Raw genomic sequence first — 21114 nt, 5'->3', positions numbered from 1 at the left:
CGGCGTCGGAACGCGGGCGGAGTCTAGGCAGCGGAAGGAGGACGGGCCATCGCGTCCGACGCGCGATCAGTCGCCAGGAACCGGCACGCCCTCGCGGCGCGCCACGTCCTTCAAGAGCTCGAACTGCTCTTCGAGACAGACCGGCGCCGCCGCGAGTCCCTCGACGAGGAGGTCGGTCTCCTCCCTTCGATCCAGCTCTGACTGCGCGTAGCGATAGGCCTTGGCTCGGCAGATGCCCCCGATCGCCAGGACCTGCTTCTCCCAGGTCGGCGGCACGGTCGCCAGGAGATCGCCGACGGCCTCGTGGAAGAGCGAGGAAGCGGCTTCGCACGCGGGTCCGTGGACGGAGACGTTCGTCTCATGGCGACGGCAGTCCTCGGCCACGAGATCCGGGATCTGCGCGCGATACGCGGCCAGGCGCTCGTCGGAGACGGTGTCGTCGGGCGCATCGGAGCAGGCGACCGCCGCCAGCGCGAGGACGAAGGCGGCGATCAGCGAGCGGGGCGTCGGTGTGGGGTCGGAGAGGGGGCGGGACGTCGACATGAGCTCTTGGCCCGGAGGCTAGGTCCTCGAGGCGGCGGGACGGATGGCATTTCGGTGAATTCTCGGACGTCGCCCCGAGAGTCAGTTCTCGGAGCGCGCCGGCAGTCGGCCGATCAGCTCGGCGAGGGCATCCATCCACACGGTCTCGCGGCTCGGGCCGACGAGCATCCCCGCCTCGGGGAGCCGTACGCGCGATTCGCCGCGCCACGCTTCGAGCCCGCGCCCGTCGTCGACCGCCGAGAGGACGAGGACGGCTTCCTCGCGTTCTCGCTCGACATAGGCGTTGTATCCGGGATCTGCGGACCACGTCCGGCGGACGACCCGCTCGGGACCCGCCGTGAGGCGGATCGAGACGGCGTGGCCCGCGCCGGGCGCGAGTCGGTAGCCGCGCTCCGTGATGAGCGCGCCCGCCTCCCGCTCGAGCAGCTGGAGCGGGATCCCGTCACGCTCCGGATCGGCGCCCTCGGCGCTCGCCACCTCGAGTCGGAAGGCGTCGAAGTCTCCCAGCCGGATCTCGTCGTGGTTCCGGGTGGCAACGGAGATCGGACCCGTACAGGCGACCGAAGACACCAGCAAGCATCCCGCGAGTGCACCCACCCATCGTCGGATCCGATTCGACGCGATCATTGCGTTCCCTCCCTCGCAGATCGAGCAGATCGTAAGGGAGGTCGGGGACGAAGGCGAAATCGAGGGTGTCTCCCTCGGTGGATCAGCGTCGGCGTGATCCGGCCAGACCGGCCAGCCCCATGAGCAGCAGCAGCGACGTCGACGGCTCGGGGACGACCCCGACCAGCTTCGACGAACCCTCGCGGGAGCCGTCGGTGCCGACGCTCGTCGCGCGCACACCGAAGGCCTGTCCGCTCAGGAAGGAGGTGCTCAAGCTCTCGGTCGCGTGCGAGAGCGTGAAGGTCACGGACTGGATGTCATCGGAGCCGATTCCCGGGCTTCCGATCTCGAGGCCGAGATCGCATGGGCAGAGCGACCCACCGCCGTTCAGGTTGTTGCCGCGCCGGAGATTGATCACGTCGTTGGCTGCGAACGTCGCACTGCCCACGCTCGCGCCGCTCACGGACAGACCCGCCAGCAGGCTCTCGTCGGCGACGTGCGCGAAGAAACCGCGCAGATCGGCGGTCGATTCCGACTCGTCGACCGAGAGCGTGATCACGAGGCTCCCGGCGTCGGCTTCGTCGTCGATGGTGACGGAGACCGAGAGCGGATCTCCCGTGAAGGAGGAAGCCGTCGCCTCGATCACGGCGGCCGAAACCCCTCCTGCGCTCAGCAGGAGGCCGATCGTGGCCAGAATCGGGAAGAGAAGTCGCGTGTACATCGGGAACCCCAACTACCCGCTGCGGTCCCAGAGCAGGCCCGCTGCGTGTGGGGTTCCGTGGTGTGGAGACTTCCGATGTGTCGGAAAATCGGGCGGTTTTTCGTCGAGGGGACGTGTTTCCCCGAGGCCGAGACGGTGAGCGCTCAGGATTCCGGAGCGGCGTCGATCACGACGGGGGCGCCGGCCCGTCGTCGGCGCCGGATCCGGGTCCCCGGGGTCGCTTCGCCCCCCTCGTCGGCCCTACGCGTAGGTGCAGAGATAGGCCGTCGCGACGGCGACCTTCAGCTGGAACGACTGGTTCGCCTCGACGACGAAGCGCTCGCCCGCCGGATAGGCGCGAAAGTCGTTCTCGCCGGGAAGCTTCACGACGAGCTCGCCGGAGACGACGGTCATCGTCTCCTTCTGACTCGTCCCGAATTCGTACTCGCCGGGTGCCATCACGCCGACGGTCGCCGGGAGGGTCTCGGTCTGGAAGCCGATCGACTTCACGTTGCCGTCGAAATATTCGTTCACCTCGAGCACGGTCATCTCCTGATGGGTCCCGCCCGGATCGGCGCGACGCGGGCGCCAAGACTAGACTCTCGCCGCGCTCCCCGCAGCGCGCCGGAGGCCCCTTGAAAGCCCACCCGATCCCCTCGCTCATCGCGTTTCTCGCCCTGGTTCCGGGCCTCGGTTGCGAACGGACGGACGCCGATCCGAGCGTGCCCTCGCCGGCCACGGCCTACGACGCTCCCTTCCGGACCGATGCACAGCTGACGAGCGAGCTCGACACGCTCTGCCGCTCTTCCCTGGAGTCCGCGCGCCCCCTGCTCGTCGAGTTCTCCGCGGCGTGGTGCAGCGATTGCCGGCGCCTGCACGGGATGAAGCAGGACCCCGCCCTCGCGGACGAGCTCGACGCGTGGCCGCGCATCGTCGTGAACGTCGGCCGCTTCGATCGCCATCGACCGCTGCTGGCGGCGCTCGGCGTCGAGTCGATCGCCCACTGGGAAGTGCTGGCGCCCACACGCTGCGACGTCCCGATCGCCGACTGGCCGAGCCTCGCCCGACGGACCCTCGAGATGTCGAGCGGCGAGGCGCGGAACCTCACGCCGGACGACCTCGCGCGTTGGCTCGCCGCCTTCCGCGCGGGCGGCTCGGGCTAGGCCGGGCGACCGCCTACCAGAGCTGATCCGCGTAGGTGTCGGTCCCGACGACGGTCTTGTGGAACGGGCCCGCGAAGCAGACCCGCCCGAGACCGCTCCCGTCGATCGCCTTCGCGTACGCCTCGACCTCGGTCCAGGCGTCGGCGGCATCCCGCTCGAGGAAGGCGAGCTGCATCGTCCGTTCCGGCCCGCCGGTCCCCGTCCCGAGGTCCATCGGCGAGTTGCCCGTGATCTCGTTGCGCGGCTGTGGTCGCCAGGTCGAGATCGAGGCGACCCCGCCGTCCGAGAGCGCCTCGGACGAGGCGGTCCACGCGGCGAGGTCCGCCTCGGAGACGCCTTCCGCGCGCTCGGTCGCGATCATCGCGATTCCGGGGTAGCCGTGATCGAGGGCCAGCTGGATCGGGACGGGATCGGCGTCGCGATAGGCGGTCGTCACGTAGTCGAAGAGGACCGTGTGGACGTGGGTCCGTTCGGCGAAGCCCCGATCGTTTTCGTAGAGCCAGTGAACCTGCTCGCCCGCCCACTTCCAGTGATCGTCGTCCTTGCCTTCGAGCACCCAGTAGATCGCCACGTACGACCCGGCATCGACCGGGTTCGCGACCTCGCCGCCTCCGTCGGAGATCCGCAGGTCCTTGAGGGCGCGGGTCGCGACCCAGCGGCTCCCGGCGAAGAGCCAGGGACCGACCATGCAGCCCGCGTAGAAGTGGTCGCGCTCGTACCAGCGGTTGTACGCGGCTTCGTGGCCCGGGCTCGGGTCCACGAGGGTGAGCAGCATGCTTCCGATCTGGATCGGACAGTCTTCCACGAGTCGTGCCTCCAACGTTCCGACGGTCGTCCGCCGGTCGGATCACCGTAGCAATCGCGCCTTCGGATGGGTCGCGAGCCGCGGTGCGCCGAGGCTAGACTCGATCGCTCGCGAAACGTCCATCCGCCAGGAGATCCCCATGAAGGCCGCCGTCCTCCGTGAACTGAACGCCCCGCTCTCGATCGAAGAGGTCGACATCGACAAGCCCGGCCCGAACGAGGTCCTGACCCGGACCGCCGCCTCGGGCATCTGCCACAGCGATCTCCACATCATCACCGGCGACATGGGCATGATGCTGCCTTGCGTCCTCGGCCACGAGCCGGCCGGCGTCGTCGAAGCCGTCGGCGAGAACGTCACGGACTTCGAGCCCGGCGATCACGTGATCGGGTGCCTGAACGCCTGGTGCGGCAGCTGCAACTACTGCCTGACAGGCCGCCCCCATCTCTGCCTGCCCCCGCAGATGCTCGCGCGCCTCGACGGCACGTCGCGACTCACCCAGAACGGGGAGCCGATCGTCCAGTTCGCGCTGTCGTCGTTCGCCGAGAACATGCTGACCCACGAGCGGGCGCTCGTGAAGATCCGCGACGACATGCCCCTCGATCGCGCGGCCCTGATCGGCTGCGGCGTGACGACGGGGATCGGCGCCGCGCTGCGAACCGCGAAGGTCGAGCCCGGTGCGACGACCGCCGTCATCGGCCTCGGCGGCGTCGGCCTCTCCGCGCTCCAGGGCTGCCGGATCGCCGGCGCCGGCCGGATCATTGCCATCGACACGATGGACTGGAAGCTCGAGCTCGCGCGCGATCTCGGCGCGACCGACGCCGTGAACGCCGCCGACAAGGACGCCGTCGGCGAGGTCCTCGAGATGACCGGGGGCGGCGTCGACTACGCCTTCGAGTGCATCGGCCTCCAGCCGACCATCAAGCAGGCCGTCGGCATGATCGCGAAGGGCGGCGCGGCGGTCCTCGTCGGGGTCCTCCCGACGGACCAGGAGGTCCCGATCAACGCGTCGGACCTGACCCTCCAGGAGAAGCGGATCCTCGGTTCGTTCATGGGCTCGAACGCGTTCCGTCGCGACATGCCCCAGTACGTCGACTACTACCTGGACGGTCGCCTGCGGCTCGACGAGATGATCTCCAAGCGCATCCCCCTCGACGAGATCAACCCGGCCTTCGACGCCATGCGTGCCGGTGAGGTCGCCCGCTCCGTGATCGTCTTCGACTAGGTTTTCGCCTGCGGGCGCTCGGCTCGTTTTTCGCCTGCGGGCGCTCGGCGAAAGGGGGGGTCGCGCAGGCGATGGGCTTCTGCTGAGTCCGTTGCCTGCGGGCGGGCGTCAGTCGGGCTTCGCCGGGAGGCGGAGGGCTTCGGGCGGGTCGAGGAAGCGGTCGAGGATGGTGTGCATCCGGCCGATCCGGGATTCGGCGGGGGTCAGGCGGATTTCGTGGAGGCCCGGCTGGCGGAGCCCCTTCTGAACCTGGCCCAGAAGCTCGAGGTCCTGCATCAGGACGGGACCCAGGGCGGGCCATTCGTCGCGCGGGAGCACGACGTCTTCCGGGCGGGGGTGCGCGTCCGGGTCGTCGGCGCGGCGCAGGTCGAAGTTCCACATGTCGAGGAAGCACGTGTTCGGCGTCGGCCCGGGGCGCGTGCGGATCAACCCGTACCAGCCCGCGAACACGTTGAAGACCGCGTTCGGGAAGACGTGGTAGTGGAAGTCGTCGATCACGTGGTGATCGTCGAGGTCGTCGTAGAGCGATCCGAGCGTCGACAGATGGGCGCGGATCCGGCCGACCAGCACGTCCCGCATGGTCTGGCCATCCGGCACCGTCGGCGCGGGCCCCGGCTTCATCTGCTCGGCGAAGGGGATCCCCATCCGGTGTCCGAGGTTGGACGCGAAGCTCTCCCACAGCTCCTGGTCGCCGACGTCTCCGCCGCGTCGCGGACTCGGAACGCCGTAGGGCTGCACGAACTTCGTGTGTTTGTCGTAGAGGGTGATCGGCGTGTGTACGTCGTCCGCGATCGCGAGCATCTGCGGGTGGACCGCGTGCAGATGGTAGGTCTCGATGAAGGCGTCGACGGCGACCTTCCAGTTGCAGTCGAGCTCGATCGTCATGAAACGGTCGCAGCCGAACCGCGCCATCTCGACCCAGGCGAGCTCGTCGGGAAGGCCCTCGAGCCAGCGCTCCAGCGGCTCGGCTTCCGGGTCCGGGTTCACGAAGACGAATCCGCCCCAGACGCCGACCTGGACATCGACGAGGCCAACTCCGGCGCCGCCCGTCGCGCGCGTCGGGGCGCCTCCCCTCGCTGCCGCCTCGCCCTGGGCTGAGACCGATTCGAGGCGCCCGTCGAGCCCGAAGCACCAGTGGTGGTAGGCGCATCGGATCCGGTCGAGGCCGCGGCCGTGTCCACGGACCAGGGCATTGCCCCGGTGCGGGCAGGCGTTCAGGAAGGCACGGATCCGCGCGTCCCCTCCCCGCACCACCACGATCGACACGTCGCCGATCTCGTACAGCCAGTGGTCGCCCGGCTCGGGAACGCAGTCCTCGGTGCAGGCGATCTGCCACGTTCGCGGCCAGAGTCGCTCCCGTTCGAGGGCGGCCCAGTCTTCCGAGGTGTAGCGGGCGCTCTGCAGGCGTGTGGGATCCGGATTCGACACTTCGATACCTCGAACGAAGGGTACCGCCGCCGCTCGGCACGCGAGAGAGGTGTCCGAAAGGAAAACGTCCCGAGATCGCGGGACTGTGAAGGTCGATACATCGAAGCCGCCGGGCGCGGCGCATCCTCGTGATGTGTCCATCGCGCGCCGAGCGGCATTGTGCTCCGCGAATCCAACGACGAGGAAACCATGAGACCCCTCGATTCAGCGAAGGTGGAGCGGGCACGGAAGGTGCTCGAACGGGTTCGCGGCGCGTGGCTGCGTCGCCCGGGCGTGACCGGCGTGGACGTCGGACTCCGCGAGCGGCGGGGCGAACTCCTCGACGAGGTGGCGATCCGCGTCCACGTGACCTCCAAGCAGGCCCTGCGAGAGCTCGCGCCGGCGGAGATCTTTCCCGACGAGGAAGAGGGCGTCCCCATCGACGTGCTGGAGGTTCCGCCGAACGGCTCCACCACCCCCTGACGGACCGCGCGGACCGACCCTCGGTCGGTGGGCAGCCGCGGGTTCGTTTGCGATGCTTCCGGCCTCCGTGCGCGCCGTGCAGAGGGTGTTCTTCCTCGCCTGCCTGCGGAATCGACGAGGAAGCGCCCCGCCCCATGCCGCCGATCGGACGCGAAGAGCTTCTCAGCCTGCTTCGGAGTTCGGACCTGCTCGGCCAGATCCCCGGGCACGAGATCGATGCCCTCGCCGGACGCGTTCGCCGCGTCCAGTGCCCGCGCGGCAAGATCATCTTCATGAAGCGCGACGAAGGGACCGACGTCATGTTCGTCGCGAAGGGTCGCGTCAAGATCGTCTCGACCTCGCCCACCGGAACCGAGGTGATCCACAACATCATCGAGGCCGGCCAGGTCTTCGGTGAGATGGCGCTCCTCGACGGCCTCCCGCGCTCCGCCGACGCGATCGCCGCGGTCGACTCGGAGATCGTCGAGCTCGCGCGGCAGGACTTCCTCGACGTCCTGCGCCGCAATCCCGAGACCGCGATCAAGATGATGGCGATCCTGTGCGGCCGCATTCGCCAGTCGACGTCCTTCGTCGAGGATGCCGTCCTGCTCGACTCCGGGACGCGGCTCCTCCACCGACTGAAGACGCTCAACGACCAGTACGGCCACCAGAACGACGACGGCTCGCTCCGGATCGAGCACAAGCTCTCGCAACAGGAGATCGGCGAGAGCGTGGGCATGACCCGCGTGAGCGTGAACCGGATCCTGAGCGGCTGGGGCACCGACGGCCTGATCGAGCACGGACGCGGCTACGTCGTGGTCTACGACCTCGAGAAGCTCGAGCGGGCGGTGACGTCGGAGCGAGCCTGAAACGATTCGCGGCCGAACGCCGCTCGTCGGATCAGCCCGGGCGCGCCGCGCCCCCGTCGAGCACACGGCCGGGATTCGCGCCGGTCAGCTCGCCGTCGCGCTGGGTGACGACGCCGTTGCAGGCGGTCAGCCGATAGCCCCCCGGCGGCCGGCGGAGGCGAGCACCGCCGCTGGGCAGGTCGTCCACGAAGTACTCGTTCCCCCAGGCGAGCTCGTCCAGGTCGAAGATCGTGAGATCCCCGGCGTAGCCGGGCGCGAGGATCCCGCGATCCTTGAAGCCGAGGCGTTTGGTCTGGGCACCGGTCAGCTCCCAGATCGCCTTCTCGAGGGTGAAGTCGCCGCGCTCGCGGACATGACGCGTCAGGAAGAGCGTGGTGTCCCCCGCGGCGCACATCATCTGGACGTGCGCGCCCGCGTCGCTCGCGCTGACGATCACGCGATCGTCGACCAGCATCTCGCTCACGCCCTCGACGCTCGAGTTCGACACGCCGGCGGCGACGACCCCGGGCTCGAGGTCGTTCTCGAGGATCCAGTCCGCGAAGACGTCGCTCGGGTGCCCGCCACGCTCGTCGACCAGGTCCTTCAGGCTCTTCGCGAGCCAGCGCTCGTGCTCGGGCTTCGTAACCGAGGTGAACTTCACGTGCTCGATCCGCGTGTTCGGGAAGAGCGACTTGTCGACCCGATCCCACTCCTCTCGCGCGACCTTCCGCCACTCGGGATCCCGGAGCATCGCGGCGCGCTCCTCCCCCGCGACCAGCATGATCTTGTTCCAGCCTTCCGGGAGCATCATGAAGACCATCGTCTGCTCCCAGTTGACGTTGAAGTCGACGGTCCGCGGCGAGGCGACGGGCCAGATGTCGGCGCCGGCGTCGCGGAGCGACTGCGAGTAGTCGATCAGCTCGCGGTGGCGATCCGGGGCCATCTCGGTGTGGAGCAGCCCGTTCCAGATCGCGGTCACGCCGGCGTGCGGCGCCGTCGCGTCGGCGATCTGCTTCATCTCTTCGAGGGGCTTCTCGCCGGTGAAGTTCGGGATGAACTCGACGAGGCCGTGGCCGGCCTTCCCCATCGTCGCCGCCAGGGCGTCGAACTCCTTCTGCTCGGCGAAGCGCGTCGGGACGAAGCGCCCCTGCCTGTCGACGTCGAAGAACGACGTCGACAGCCCGTAGCAGCCGGCCTCGAGGGCATCGGCGAGCTCCGCGCACATCGCCTCGATCTCTTCGTCCGTCGCCGCGCGCGTCCAGGCGTCCTCGCCCATCACGTAGATCCGCAGCATCGAGTGACCGATCAGGGACGCCATGTTGAGCGCCGCCCCGTTCTCGTTCATCGAATCGCGGTACTCGCGCCAGGTCTGCCAGTTCCAGGGGATGCCGCTCCGAAACTCCTCGATCGGCATGTCCTCGATGTAACAGAAGACGTCCATCACCTCGTCGAGGTGCTAGGGCTTGACCGGCGCCAGCGAGAGCGAGCAGTTGCCGATCAGCGCCGTGGTCACCCCGTGCTGGGGCATCGGGTCGCAGCCCGGATCCCAGAACATCGACGGATCGAGGTGGGTGTGGGAGTCGATGAAGCCGGGGGTCACGTAGGCGCCCGCGGCATCGACGACCTCCTCCCCGTCCGGTTCGAGATCGGGTCCGACCTCGGTCACGAGGCCGTCGCGGATCCGGACGTCCGCCTTGCGGGCCGGGCTTCCGGTGCCGTCGATCAGGAGGCCGTTCTTGACGATGAGATTGCCCATGGGTCTGTCTCCGAGGGTGGGTGCCTGTCAGCGGCACGCGAACGTAGCCACCCGGGAAGACCCGCGCGATCGGGCTCCGAACGGCCCGCCGGGGCGGTTAGACTGGGGGCATGCTGACGATTTACCACTCGAAACAGTCGCGTTCGATGCGCGTCGTCTGGCTCTGCGAGGAGCTCGGGATCGACTACTCGATTTCACCGCTGGCGATGTTCACGCCGGAGATGAAGACCCGCGACTATCTGGCGATCCATCCCCTCGGCAAGGTCCCGGCGATCGACGACGACGGGTTCGTGCTCTGGGAGACGACCGCGATCTTCGAGTACCTCGCGACGAAGCACGGCGGCGATTCCCTGGTCCCGCCGCGGGGCACTCGCGAGGGCGCCCTCGTCTCCCAGTGGATGGCCTACGGCGAGAACCCGCTCACCATCATCATGGGCGAGGTCGCGGCGCACGGCGGGCCGATGCCCGAAGAGATGCGGATCCCCGCCCTCGTGGATCGGGGCAAGGAACTCGCGCCGTCGTTGGTCGGCGTCGTCGAGCGCGCTCTCGAAGGCCGTGACTTCATCGTCGGCGACACTTTCAGCGCCGCCGACATCATGATCCAGTTCGGTCTGAACATCGCGGGCTATCTCGGCTTCGTCTCGGAGGCGACGCCGAACTGCCGGGCCTACTGCGAGCGGATCGCGGCGCGCCCCGCGTACCAGAAGGCGGGGACCGTCTAACGGGCGCGGCGGCGGTGGAGCCCGGGGGCGACGCAGGCCGCCATGGCGGGGACCCGCGCGGGATCGATCCCACCGACGAACTCCGCGATCCGCGCGGCCACGAGATCCGGTAGCCGCAGCAGCATGGCGTGCGAGAAGAATCGGATCTCGACGTCGGAGCGCGACACGAGCTCGCCGGTGACCTTCTCGAGCAGGCCTCGAAAGGCGATCGCCATCGCGGGACCCGAAGCGTCGTCGACGGTGCCGCGGCGCTCCATCATCGCCTCCTGCGAAGCGAGCACCTCCTCGAGATCCCGCTCCATGAAGACGATCCGGTACGCGTGCCCGACCGGCAGCTTCCCGACGAGGGGGGCCACGACCTTGACCGCTCGACCGACGGCTTCGTCGAGGAAGGACGCGTCTTCCGCGAGTCCCTTCACCGCTTCGAGCTCGTAGTAGCCCTTCGGATTGTCCTCGTCCGGGGCGCGTAGGTCGTCCGCCAGGATCGGAACGCCGCCCGCCTCGAGCATCTGCATCACGAGCGACGTGCCGGAGCGCGGAAGGCCCGAGACGATCAGGATCTCGTCGTCGCTCAGAAGGTCGACTCCGGATCCGCGAGCAGGAACGCGTCGCCGAGCACCGTCTTGCCGTCCAGGCTGTGGACCTTGCGCGCCGTGCCGTGGACGATCTCGCGACTGGTCAGGACGCGGCCGACGTGGCGGCCCGAGCAGAGCTCGAGCGCGCCCTCGGCCATCATCTCGACGGGCTCGACCCAGTCGGGGTTGGCGCGCGCGATGTCGCGTACGTAGTCCGCCCCGCTCGTCAGCACGATCGAAGTCGGCATCATGCAGTTCACGAAGATCTCGTGCTCCTGCATCTCGTGCGCGAGGGCTTCGGTGTAGCGGTCCAGGGCGGCCTTGGTCGCGCCGTAGGCGCCGATGATCCAGGCGGACGTCTTCGAGTCGCGGTAGGGGAGCTCCGGATTCGACGAGGTGGCGCTCCCGATGTTGAGGATCCAGCCGCCGCCCTTCTCCATCATGCCGGGAATCGCCTGCTGGGCCAGGTCGACGGGCGCGTTCACGTTCAGCTCGAACATGAAGCTCCGGTCCTCGTTGGTCGTCTGGCTCGGAAGCTTCATCAAGCCGGCCGCCGCGTTGTTCACGAGGATGTCGACCGGACCGAAGAAGTCGCTCGCGCGATCGATCAATCCCTCCCGGGCGGCGGGATCGGCGAGGTCGCCGGCGATCGCCGCGGCCTTGAAGCCCGCCTCCTGGAGATCGGCGGCCGCGCTCTCGAGGGTCCCCGGCAGATCGCCGTGGGCGCCCATGCGGGAGGCGTTGAGCACGACGGACGCGCCCTCACTCGCCAGACGCATGCCGATCGCCTTGCCGATTCCGCGGCTCGCCCCCGTCACGAACGCCACTCGCCCTTCACATCGTCCCATGTCGCCTCCTCCCGCCCCGGTCCGGGCCGGCTCGCGCAAGATCGCGGATTTCCAGAGAGATTTCGACTCCGCCACGCCCTGGCAGCGGCCGCGAGTCGGCTTTTCAGGTCGTTCGACCCATTTATCTTGATTATTTAGTTCGATCGAACTAAACAAGGGCGATGCCTGGACGGACCCGACGACCCCAACAGCGCAGCGCCGAGACCCGCCAGCGGCTCGTCGACGCGGCCTGCCACGAATTCGCTCTCCACGGCTTCTCGGGCGCTTCGACGCGCGCGATCGCCCGGCGCGCGGACGTCGCCCAATCCGCGATCCCGTTCCACTTCACGACCAAGGAGGCGCTCTGGAAGGCCGCCGCCGAATCGTTGATGGGCACGATCAGCGAGCGGCTCATGACCCGGGCGCAGGGACTCGACGGCGTCGACGTCCGGACCCGGGTCCGACTCCTGGTGACGGAGTTCGTCCGCTTCAACGCGACCCATCCCCACTTCCACCGATTCATGCTCCAGGAAGGCAAGACCTCGAGCGAACGCCTCGTCTGGCTGGTCGACCACTACATCCGCGGCTTCATGGAGGTCTCGATGAGCGGATTCCGTGAGCTCGAAGCGGACGGCGTCGAGCTGCCCGCACCACCCGAGGAGCTCATGTACATGCTGATCGGTGCGGCGACGACGCGGTACACCCTCGCCCCCGAGTTCGAGATGATCACGTCGAAGGACGTCTTCGCGAAGGAGGCGATCGACGCCCACGCCGAAGCCGTCGTCCGCCTCTTCTTCCCGCAGCTGGCGGCCGATGCGCCGGCGACGGAGACCCGCCCGTGACCGAGACGCCCGTCCTGATCGCCGGCGGAGGCCCCGTCGGTCTCGTGCTGGCCCTCGAGCTCGAGCACCGCGGGATCGACGCCGTCCTCGTCGAGCGAAACCCGTCGACCACGAAGCATCCGAAGATGGACGTGACCAATGGCCGGAGCATGGAGCACTTCCGGCGACTCGGGATCGCGGGCGAGATCCGCGGCCATGGCGTGCCCGAAGAGAACCCGATGACCGTCGTCTGGTGTACGCGCCTCGCGGAGTGGGAGGTCGCGCGTTTCGACTATCCGAGCATCCACTGGGGCCGCGACATCATCCGGACGACGAACGACGGCACGATGCCCCTCGAGCCCGACCTGCGGATCTCGCAGGTGGTGCTCGAGCCCGTCCTGAAGGGGATCCTGGAGCGGGGAGCGAAGCACGTGAAGGTCCGCTTCGGTCACGCGCTCGAATCGTTCACGCAGGACGAAGACGGCGTGACCGCGACGATCCGGAACACCGCGAGCGGCGCGACCGAGTCGGTCCGCGCGCAGTACCTCGCCGGCTGCGACGGCGCCGGCAGCGTCACGCGCAAGGAGCTCGGCACCCCGCTCGACGACCTCGCGCCCGGCGAGGTCGCGCGCGCCTCGGGCGGGCTCTGGAAGCTGATCAAGACCGCGGTCAAGGGTCTGATCCACGGCCAGCGGCCGCCGGGCGGCGAGATGTACATGATCCACTTCAAGTCGAGCGACCTCGACTTCATGGAGCGCTTCGGCACGGCCTGGCACATCCAGAGCGCCGTGGGCGGCACGATCATCTCCCAGAACGACCGCGACACGTGGACGATCCACGTTCCGCTCCCCGGCGGCGTCGACGCGACCGAGCTCGACCCGCAGAAGTTCCTCTTCGAGAACGTCGGAGCCGAGTTCGACTGCGAGATCCTCGTCGCGAACCCCTGGCGCCCCCGGCTCTGCCTCGCCCGCAGCTACGGCCAGGGCCGCGTGTGGCTCGCCGGCGACTCGGCCCACCAGGTCGTCCCGACCGGCGGCTACGGCATGAACACGGGCGTCGGCGATGCGGTGGATCTCGGCTGGAAGCTCGCCGCGAGGGTCGAAGGCTGGGGCGGTCCGGGGCTCCTGCCTTCCTACGACGCCGAGAGACGACCGGTCGGCTTCCGGAACCGAGCGGCCTCGGCCCGCCATCTCGGGGTCCGCGTCCAGATCGCTTCCCATCACACCCCGGCGGTCCACGAAGACTCGCAGGCCGGCGCCCGGGCACGCGAGGCGTACGGCGCGAAGATCCTCGAGCTCGGCAACCTCGAGAACGAGGCCCTCGGGATCGAAATCGGGTATCGCTACGACGACTCGAACGTCCTCTGCTACGAGGACGACGAGGCTCCGCCCGTCGGCATGGCGCACTACGTGCCGACCACGCGCCCCGGCGCGCGCATTCCGAGCCTCTTCCTCGAGGACGGGCGCGCGCTCTTCGACCTGCTCGGCAAGGGCTTCACCCTGATCCGCTTCGTCGACCGGGACGTCGAATCGATGCTCGCCGCCGCGCGCGAACGCGGAGTCCCCCTCGACGTGCTCGACGTGCGCGAAGACCGCGTCCGCACGATCTACGAACGCGACCTCGTCCTGGTCCGCCCCGACCAGCACGTCGCCTGGCGCGGCGACGCCGTGCCCGACGATCCGGGCGCGATCCTCGATCGCGTCCGCGGGGCCTCCCGGTCCTGACCGGTCCCGCGCAATCCCACCGCCCGTCCAGAATGGAGTCCCTCGACATGGCCCATGCCTCCCGTCCGCCCGGCTCGATCCCGCTCGAGCGCCACGACCCGATCATCAAGGCCGCCGAGGTCGCCTGGGTGATCTTCGACAAGCCCGATCTCGCGAAGGTCCAGCCCTTCCTCGAGGACTTCGGTCTCGTCGCCTCGGGGTCGAGTCCCGAGGGCCAGTTCTTCCGCGGCGCCGGTCCGCTGCCCTACGTCTATCTCGCCCGTCCTGCCGAGGATCCGGGCTTCGTGGGCGGCGGCTTCCTCGCCGCCTCGCGAGAAGACCTCGACACCCTGTCGGCGACAACCGGTCGACCGATCGAGAAGCTCGAACGGCCCGGCGGCGGCGAGGTCGTGCGCTTGACCGACCCGAACGGCTACCTCGTCGAGGTGGCGTACGGCGTGGAACGAGTCGAGCCCCTGCCCTTTCGCGAGGAGATCCTCCCGGTCAACACGCCCTTCGACAAGCCGCGCGTCAACACTGGACAGCGCGCGCCCCTCGAGCCCGCCCTCGCCTGGCGCCTCGGCCACTACGTGCTCCAGTCGAACCGCTTCGAAGAGACCGCGGAGTGGTACATGCGCCACCTGGGCCTCCTCCCGAGCGACGTGCAGTGTCTCGACGACGGGCGCCCCGCCCTCGCCTTCATGCGGACCGACCGCGGCGACGCGCCCTCGGACCACCACGCTGTCGCGCTGGCGATGGGACTCGCGCCGACCTTCGTCCATTGCGCGTTCGAGGTGATCGACGTCGATGCGATCGGTCAGGGCAATCAGGTGATGCACGCTGCCGGCTGGAATCATTTCTGGGGAATCGGACGCCACCTCCTCGGCAGCCAGCTCTTCGACTACTGGCGCGATCCCGACGGTCACGAGATGGAGCACTACAGCGACGGCGACGTCTTCGACGCGAGCGTGCCGACGGGATACTCGCCGCTCACCCGAGGCGGGATCTACGCCTGGGGCGAAGATCTCCCGAAGTCCTTCGGTCCCCAGCCCGGCCTCGGCCTGCTCCGCGACGTCCTGCGCGAGCTCCGCGCCGGTCGGATCGACTTCGCCACCCTTCGTCAACTCGCCGGCGCGATGGGCCAGCCCGCCCGTCCCTGGCTTCGATAGTCCCGCGCAACCCGCGTCTTCACAGGAGATCCCACGATGGCCCTCAATGTCGTCCGCTATCAGACCGCCGGAGGCCCCGCCTGGGGCGTCGTACTCGGCGATCGCGTCGCCCCGATCGAAGGCGACTTCCCGACCACGCGCGACTTCATGCAGACCGGGCGCGACGCCGCCCGCTCCGTGGCGGCAAGCACGGGCGAAGGCGCGCTCGCCCGCGCCGACCTCGAAGTCCTCTCGCCGATCACCCAGGAGCGTCAGTTCCTCTGCCAGGCGATCAACTACTACTCGCACATGCAGGAGTCGGGCTTCGATCCGAAGACGAGCCCCTTCAACGTCTTCTTCCGCAAGGCCTCGTCGTGTCTCGCGCCCGCGACCACGGCGATCCGCAAGCCCGACCACGTCGAGTTCCTCGACTACGAGGTCGAGCTCGGCCTCGTCTTCGCGAGCGACGTCGACGGACCGGTCGAGGTGGACGAGCAGAACCTGCACGAGTACGTCGGTGCGCTCGTCCTGGTGAACGACATCAGCGCACGCGACGTGCAGCTCCCGGAGATGCAGTTCTACAAGGGCAAGAGCTACCGGACCTTCGGGCCCTGCGGCCCCTTCCTGACCCTCGTCGACGCCGACGATCTCGCCCGCTTCGACGACATCCGCCTCGAGCTCTCCGTGAACGGCGAGACGCGACAGAACGCCCTCGCGACGGACATGATCCATCGGCCCGCGCCGACGCTGACCGAGCTCTCCGGTCTCCAGGACTGGCAGACCGGCGACCTGCTGGCGACCGGGACACCGGGCGGCTGCGCGATGCAGGCGCCGCCGAAGCCGATCATGGCGATCGGCCAGATCGTGAGCCCGAAGCGCCGGCAGGGCATGTTGCGTCGGGTTGCGAGCGGCAACGAGCGAAGGCTCCAGATCGGGGACGTGATCGAGGCCCGGATCGGCACCGACGATGGCGCCCTCGATCTCGGCCTCCAGCGCAACGAAGTCGTTCCCGCCTGAGCAGGAGTCGCGTCAGGCCGTCGCCGGCTCGTCGGCCAGCGCCGTGCTCCGATTCTCGCGCAGCGTCATCGCACCCATCGCGAGAGCGGACACGAGCATCGCCGCGATGAAGATCACGATCGCGAGGTCGTAGCTCCCGCGCGTGTCGGCGATGAAGCCGGCCAGGGACGGGCCGGCGATCTGGAACGGGATCTGGATCGGTCCGATCAGGCCCTGCGCCGGCGCGAAGCTGCGAGCACCGACCACCCGCGCGAGCAGCGCGACCTGGAGGGGCGAGATCCCGCCGAGGCCCAGGCCATAGACCAGGCTGATCACGAGCAGGATCTCGTAGGACGCGAAGACGAGGTAACCCGCAAGGGTCACGACCTGCAGGCCGAGCGCGATCGCGAACGCCACGGGTTCCCCGAATCGCCCACCGAGCCAGCCGAAGACGAGCTTGCCCGCTCCGGCCCCGAGGGCCATCGCCGCCACGATCACCGACGCGCGAAGCGGATCGATCCCGCGATCGACGGCGAACGCGATGCCGTTGTTCATGATCCCCATCGAGCCGAAGAAGACCAGGCCGCAGGCCGCCGCGAGCAGCCAGAGGGACGGGTTCGTGACGATCTCGCGAGTCGACGCGATCGATCCGTCTTCCTCTTGCGCGAGCAGTGCGGGACCTTCGTCCCGCGCGTCGGTCGCGCCATCCGGCCGGAGGCCGACGTCCGAGGGGCGCGTCACGATCGTCAGCGCGAGCAGCGGAACGACGGCGAGATCGATCGACGCGAGCATCCGGCATACGCCTCGCCAGCCCGACGCTTCGAGGACCCAGCCCGAGAGCGGCAACATGACCACACCCGCGAGCGACATCCCCATCATGGCGACGCCCAGGGCGAGCCCTCGCTGCTCCTCGAACCAGTTCACGACCAACGTGTTCGTCGCGACCACCCCCAGCGCCCCCAGGCCGAAGCCGCAGGGGAGCGAAAAGAGCGCGAGGATCTGCCAGAACTCGGTCGCGAGGGACATCGCATAGAAGGCGAAGGAGAGCGAGAGCGCCCCCGCGATCATCATCCGGCGGATCGGCACCGTCGCCATCAATCGTCCGACGAAGGGCATGATCACCATGCCCCCGGCCAGGGTCGCCGCCGACGGCAGGACCGCCCAGGCACGACCGACGCCGAACTCCTCCACGAACGGGAGGAGCAGGACCGGAACCGGCTGGAGCACGGTGCCCATGGCGACGAAGTTCGCCACGAACGCGACGGTGACGATGATCCAGCCTCGAGACACGCGGTCCTCCTGTGGGTCTCCGAACGTTAGCGGGTCGCGCGGGCCCGGGACGGGCCCTCTACACTGGCCACATGGGCGAGAACCTGCGCGCGCGCGTCGTGATGACCGAGGACGAGATCGATGGCTACCTGTCGGTCCATCGGGCCGCCACGATGGCGACGATCGGCCCCGACGGGCTGATCCACCAGATCGCGATGTACTTCGCCTGGTTCGACGGCGCGGTCCATCTCCTGTCGAAGGCGAAGGCGCAGAAGATCGTGAACCTGCGCCGCGATCCGCGCTGTTCCCTCCACGTCGAGAGCGGCGCCCACTACGACGAGCTCGCGGGCGTGAACGTGGCGGGCCGAGCGGAGCTCCTCGACGACGAAGCGACGCTGTTCCGGATCGGCGTCGCGCTCAACGAGCGTCAGCAGGGTCCCTGGGACGAATCCCGACGCCCGATGGTCGAGCACGTGATCCGCAATCGCGTCGGCGTCCGCCTGCGCCCGGAGCGGATCGTGTCGTGGGACCACGCGAAGCTGCCGAAGGACTCTTACCCGGTCGGCTGAGGGCTCTTACCCGGTCGGCTGAACGCGGTCACTCGCACGCGATGCCTTCGAGGCCGAGGACGCGGTGGGCGGCCTGCATGAGGTCGAGCTGTTCCGGCGCGGAGAGCTCGCCGTCGAGGGTCCGCAGGCAGAGGTGCGAGGCGCCGGCGCCCTCCCAGTCGCGCAGCCGGCCGAGCCACTCCTCGGTCGTCTTGCCCGCCATGCCGCAGCCTCCTTCGAGGCCGATCGAAGCCGGGTCGCGACCCGCCTCGCGCGCGTGCACCGCGATCGTCTCCTGGAAGCCGGCGACGGAGGGGATCGGCACGATCGCGAACCAACCGTCCGCGTGTCGACCGATCCGCCGCAGCAGCGCCTCGCGTCCGAAATCCTTGCCGAAGCCCGCGCCCCCACCGACCCAGATCGGGATCGGCCGCTGGACGGGGAGCGGGTCGAGCCCGAACCCGTCGACCCGATCGAACTCGCCCTCGAAGATCGGATTCTCCTCGGTCCAGAGCTTCCGGAGCAGCTCGATCTGCTCGTCGCATCGCCGGCCGCGCGTCGAGAAGTCCTCGCCGAGCGCTTCGTACTCTTCGCGACTCCCGCCGACGCCGATCCCCATCCGGAGCCGACCGCCCGAGAGCACGTCGATCTCCGCGGCCTGCTTGGCGAGGAGCGCCGTCTGGCGCGAGGGGGTCACGATCACGGAAGGCACGAGCTCGATCCGACGCGTGATCCCGGCGACCCAGGCCAGCAGGGTCATCGGCTCGTGCAGGTGACCGCTCTTCGGGCGGATCACCTGGTCGGGTACGCGCAGATGAGCGAGGCCGAGATCGTCCGCCGTCTGGGCGAACTCGCGGATCGCACCGAGGTCGTTCTTCAGTTCGCGGACGGGGAGCGAAATACCGATGCGCATGGGGCCTCCGGGCTGCAGGACCGCGGACGGTGTCCGCGGCGCCGGAGCGTACACCGCCGACGAACCGTCTCGCGAGCACCCGCCAATCCGATAGCGTGTACGCGGGCCGGCGATCGGCCCCTGCGAAGGAGACCCCATGTTCGATCTCACCGGGCGCACCGCCCTCGTCACCGGCGCCGGACAGGGCGTCGGCCGCGGCATCGCTCAGGCCCTCGCGAGCCAGGGCGCGAAGGTCGCGATCAACGACCTCTTCGAAGACCGCGCCGCCGAAGCGGCGGACGCGATCAAGAGCGAGGGCGGAGCCGCGATCGCCGCCGCCTTCGACGTCAGCGACTACGAGGCCGTGACCGCCGGCGTCGCGAAGGTCGAAGCCGAGCTCGGCCCCCTCGACATCCTCGTGAACAACGCCGGCGTGCCGCCGGGCATGGGCGTCGGCCAGTTCCGCGAGACGAAGCCCGAGGATTGGCGCAAGCAGATCGACCTCAACACGTATGGCGTGATGAACTGCAGCCACGCCGTGATCAACGGCATGTGCGATCGCGGCTACGGCCGGATCGTCACCATCAGCTCCGGTGCCGGCACGACCGGGATCCCCCTCGGCGTCTCCGCCTACGGCGCCGGCAAGGGCGGCGGCATCGCCTTCATGCGCCACCTCGCCATGGAGGTCGCCCGGAACGGCGTCACCGCCAACACCGTCGCCCTCGGCATGATCGACAATCACACGGACCCGAGCGTCACGGCCCACATGGCCAAGACCGTCCCCGTCGGATTCTGCGCCCAGCCGGAACACATCGCGCCCTGCGTCGTCTATCTGGTGAGCGAGGAAGCCAAATGGATGACCGGACAGACGCTCCAGCTGAACGGCGGCAACGTCACGACGTGACGCGGATCGTTGCGCGGGGACTCAATCGTCCGGCGTCATGCTCCGCGCCTTCGCTTCGCGCTCCGCGAGACGCTTCGCCCGGCGCTCCTTGCGCTCTTCGTAGGCGTCGCGGCCCGCCACGTACGACGCCATCGCCTTGTCGAAGTGGTTCGGGTTGTAGAGGGTCTCGATCACCTTGAAGAGGCCGTCGCCGTGGTACTGGAGCTCGGCGAAGACCTTGGCCTCGTGGCGGATTCCGTCGCCGACGTCGGCGAAGCGGGCCCAGAAGAAGGACCAGACGCTCTCCCGCGCTTCGTCGATGATGAACTCGCCGGCGGGGAAGCGGCAGAGCTGGACCCAGGGCGCATCGTCCTCGACCCGGTGGAGTCGGTCTTCGATGGTTCGCAGGATGCCTTCCCGCTTGCCGATGTGGCCGAGGGCGCAGTCGATCCAGGTCGCGTCCTTGGTGATCGCCGCGCCGAAGTGGCTCCAGTCGCGCGTCTTGCCCGCCAACGCGAGCTGCTTGCGGAAGTGGTCGAACGCCTCTTCGATCTCCTCGCGCGGGAAGCGTCCCTGCGACCCGCGATTCGCGCGCGCCTCGGCGTGGCGCTTGCCGAGGTCCATGGGCGGCGACTCGGCTTCGAAGGTCGGCTCGTCCGCGAAGGCCCGCGCGGCCTCGGCGCGCGCGGCGCGCGTCGTCTCGTCGATCGCGTCCTTCTCGCACGCCTCGTGGATCTTCACCCACTCCTTCACCATCCGGACGTAGGCGTGGGGGTTGTAGAGGTCCTCCTCGTACGAGAAGAGCCCGTCCCCGTCGTAGCGGAGCATGGTCAGGCAGTTCTCCTGGAGGACCTGCCCGTTGCCCGGGTCCTCCATCCGATTCCAGATCTGGGACCACACCCAGCCGCGATCTTCGTCGACGAGGTACGCCTTGACGGGATACTGGTTCACCCAGACCCAGGGCGTGCCCTCGTTCTGGTGCATGAGCGCGGCCATCTCGCGGACGGCCGCCGCGCGCCCGCCCCACTGACCGACCTCCTGCTCCACGTAGGTCACGTCCTCGGTGAACATCTCGCCCCAGCGCGCCCAGTCTCCGGACCGCGCGGCGGCGCGGCCCTGGACCTGATAGGTCTTGAAGGCGGCTTCGATCTCTTCCTTGCTCCAGCGTCCCATCCCGTGCCCTCTCGCGCGCTCCGCGCCTCGGGAGCGGATTGCGAT

The 21114-nt window shown here is 69.0% G+C and carries 22 protein-coding genes and 1 pseudogene; 11 read left to right on the top strand and 12 right to left on the bottom strand.

Annotation, left to right across the window (positions count from 1 at the left end; genetic code table 11):
• Nucleotides 1-66 precede the first annotated feature (66 nt).
• The 4 genes from NXI30_08705 to NXI30_08690 form a co-directional block, all read right to left on the bottom strand.
• The gene (locus tag NXI30_08705; protein MCR9094283.1) at nt 67-543 is read right to left on the bottom strand and encodes a hypothetical protein; all 477 of its coding nucleotides are present in this window, start codon (nt 541-543) and stop codon (nt 67-69) included.
• Between the two features lie 81 nt (nt 544-624).
• Nucleotides 625-1113 carry a hypothetical protein gene (locus NXI30_08700; protein ID MCR9094282.1) on the bottom strand — a complete coding sequence of 163 codons (489 nt, stop codon included), beginning with the start codon at nt 1111-1113 and terminating at the stop codon, nt 625-627.
• A 139-nt stretch (nt 1114-1252) separates the two neighbouring features.
• A complete protein-coding gene (locus NXI30_08695; GenBank protein ID MCR9094281.1) occupies nt 1253-1870 on the bottom strand; it encodes a PEP-CTERM sorting domain-containing protein in 618 nt (205 codons plus the stop codon).
• Between the two features lie 240 nt (nt 1871-2110).
• Nucleotides 2111-2392 (bottom strand): pyrimidine/purine nucleoside phosphorylase, encoded by a 282-nt coding sequence (locus tag NXI30_08690; protein ID MCR9094280.1) that lies wholly within the window; start codon nt 2390-2392, stop codon nt 2111-2113.
• Nucleotides 2393-2484: 92 nt separating this feature from the next.
• Between NXI30_08690 and NXI30_08685 the strand changes: the two genes are divergently transcribed.
• Nucleotides 2485-3012, top strand: coding sequence for a thioredoxin family protein (locus tag NXI30_08685; protein ID MCR9094279.1), 528 nt, complete (start codon nt 2485-2487; stop codon nt 3010-3012).
• A 13-nt stretch (nt 3013-3025) separates the two neighbouring features.
• Here NXI30_08685 and NXI30_08680 read toward each other — a convergent pair whose 3' ends face one another.
• A complete protein-coding gene (locus NXI30_08680) occupies nt 3026-3817 on the bottom strand; it encodes a hypothetical protein (protein MCR9094278.1) in 792 nt (263 codons plus the stop codon).
• A gap of 139 nt (nt 3818-3956) precedes the next feature.
• Between NXI30_08680 and NXI30_08675 the strand changes: the two genes are divergently transcribed.
• Nucleotides 3957-5039, top strand: a complete 1083-nt coding sequence (locus tag NXI30_08675) for a Zn-dependent alcohol dehydrogenase (protein MCR9094277.1) — start codon at nt 3957-3959, stop codon at nt 5037-5039.
• Between the two features lie 108 nt (nt 5040-5147).
• On the opposite strand, the gene NXI30_08670 is transcribed toward NXI30_08675, so the two are convergent.
• On the bottom strand, nt 5148-6467 hold the full coding sequence (locus NXI30_08670; GenBank protein MCR9094276.1) for an aromatic ring-hydroxylating dioxygenase subunit alpha: 1320 nt from the start codon (nt 6465-6467) through the stop codon (nt 5148-5150).
• A 189-nt stretch (nt 6468-6656) separates the two neighbouring features.
• Here NXI30_08670 and NXI30_08665 point away from each other — a divergent pair, with 189 nt between their 5' ends.
• Both NXI30_08665 and NXI30_08660 read left to right on the top strand, forming a co-directional pair.
• Nucleotides 6657-6929, top strand: a complete 273-nt coding sequence (locus NXI30_08665; protein MCR9094275.1) for a hypothetical protein — start codon at nt 6657-6659, stop codon at nt 6927-6929.
• A gap of 134 nt (nt 6930-7063) precedes the next feature.
• Nucleotides 7064-7777, top strand: coding sequence for a Crp/Fnr family transcriptional regulator (locus NXI30_08660; protein MCR9094274.1), 714 nt, complete (start codon nt 7064-7066; stop codon nt 7775-7777).
• A gap of 31 nt (nt 7778-7808) precedes the next feature.
• On the opposite strand, the pseudogene NXI30_08655 reads toward NXI30_08660, so the two are convergent.
• A pseudogene (locus NXI30_08655) lies at nt 7809-9512 on the bottom strand (amidohydrolase family protein).
• Nucleotides 9513-9622: 110 nt separating this feature from the next.
• Here NXI30_08655 and NXI30_08650 point away from each other — a divergent pair.
• Nucleotides 9623-10234: a glutathione S-transferase family protein gene (locus NXI30_08650; GenBank protein MCR9094273.1), complete on the top strand. Its 612-nt coding sequence runs from the start codon at nt 9623-9625 to the stop codon at nt 10232-10234.
• Here the strand turns inward: NXI30_08650 and NXI30_08645 are convergent.
• Together NXI30_08645 and NXI30_08640 are read right to left on the bottom strand one after the other, a co-directional pair.
• Nucleotides 10231-10749 (bottom strand): sulfotransferase family protein, encoded by a 519-nt coding sequence (locus NXI30_08645; GenBank protein MCR9094272.1) that lies wholly within the window; start codon nt 10747-10749, stop codon nt 10231-10233. The two genes, NXI30_08650 and NXI30_08645, sit on opposite strands and share 4 nt — an antisense overlap.
• A gap of 56 nt (nt 10750-10805) precedes the next feature.
• Entirely contained in the window at nt 10806-11657 is an 852-nt protein-coding gene (locus tag NXI30_08640) for an SDR family NAD(P)-dependent oxidoreductase (GenBank protein MCR9094271.1), read from the bottom strand.
• A gap of 161 nt (nt 11658-11818) precedes the next feature.
• On the opposite strand from NXI30_08640, the gene NXI30_08635 reads away from it, so the two are divergent.
• The 4 genes from NXI30_08635 to NXI30_08620 are packed head-to-tail and all read left to right on the top strand — an operon-like array spanning nt 11819 to nt 16325.
• Nucleotides 11819-12478, top strand: coding sequence for a TetR/AcrR family transcriptional regulator (locus NXI30_08635; protein MCR9094270.1), 660 nt, complete (start codon nt 11819-11821; stop codon nt 12476-12478).
• Nucleotides 12475-14181 (top strand): FAD-dependent monooxygenase, encoded by a 1707-nt coding sequence (locus NXI30_08630; GenBank protein MCR9094269.1) that lies wholly within the window; start codon nt 12475-12477, stop codon nt 14179-14181. Before NXI30_08635 ends, NXI30_08630 begins: the two co-directional genes overlap by 4 nt.
• A 47-nt stretch (nt 14182-14228) precedes the next feature.
• Nucleotides 14229-15329 carry a VOC family protein gene (locus tag NXI30_08625; protein ID MCR9094268.1) on the top strand — a complete coding sequence of 367 codons (1101 nt, stop codon included), beginning with the start codon at nt 14229-14231 and terminating at the stop codon, nt 15327-15329.
• A 36-nt stretch (nt 15330-15365) separates the two neighbouring features.
• Nucleotides 15366-16325 (top strand): fumarylacetoacetate hydrolase family protein, encoded by a 960-nt coding sequence (locus NXI30_08620; GenBank protein MCR9094267.1) that lies wholly within the window; start codon nt 15366-15368, stop codon nt 16323-16325.
• A 12-nt stretch (nt 16326-16337) separates the two neighbouring features.
• On the opposite strand, the gene NXI30_08615 is transcribed toward NXI30_08620, so the two are convergent.
• Complete coding sequence (locus NXI30_08615; protein ID MCR9094266.1) at nt 16338-17594, bottom strand: MFS transporter; 1257 nt, start codon at nt 17592-17594, stop codon at nt 16338-16340.
• Between the two features lie 71 nt (nt 17595-17665).
• Here NXI30_08615 and NXI30_08610 point away from each other — a divergent pair, with 71 nt between their 5' ends.
• Complete coding sequence (locus NXI30_08610) at nt 17666-18142, top strand: pyridoxamine 5'-phosphate oxidase family protein (protein ID MCR9094265.1); 477 nt, start codon at nt 17666-17668, stop codon at nt 18140-18142.
• A gap of 28 nt (nt 18143-18170) precedes the next feature.
• Here NXI30_08610 and NXI30_08605 read toward each other — a convergent pair whose 3' ends face one another.
• The gene (locus NXI30_08605) at nt 18171-19034 is read right to left on the bottom strand and encodes an LLM class F420-dependent oxidoreductase (GenBank protein MCR9094264.1); all 864 of its coding nucleotides are present in this window, start codon (nt 19032-19034) and stop codon (nt 18171-18173) included.
• Nucleotides 19035-19170: 136 nt separating this feature from the next.
• Here NXI30_08605 and NXI30_08600 point away from each other — a divergent pair, with 136 nt between their 5' ends.
• Nucleotides 19171-19917: an SDR family oxidoreductase gene (locus NXI30_08600; GenBank protein MCR9094263.1), complete on the top strand. Its 747-nt coding sequence runs from the start codon at nt 19171-19173 to the stop codon at nt 19915-19917.
• A 21-nt stretch (nt 19918-19938) separates the two neighbouring features.
• On the opposite strand, the gene NXI30_08595 is transcribed toward NXI30_08600, so the two are convergent.
• Nucleotides 19939-21069 (bottom strand): hypothetical protein, encoded by a 1131-nt coding sequence (locus tag NXI30_08595; protein ID MCR9094262.1) that lies wholly within the window; start codon nt 21067-21069, stop codon nt 19939-19941.
• Nucleotides 21070-21114 lie beyond the last annotated feature (45 nt).

Source organism: bacterium (assembly GCA_024742285.1).
Lineage (GTDB): Bacteria > Myxococcota_A > UBA9160 > UBA9160 > UBA4427 > UBA4427.
This window is presented reverse-complemented; position numbering and strand designations above follow the sequence as displayed.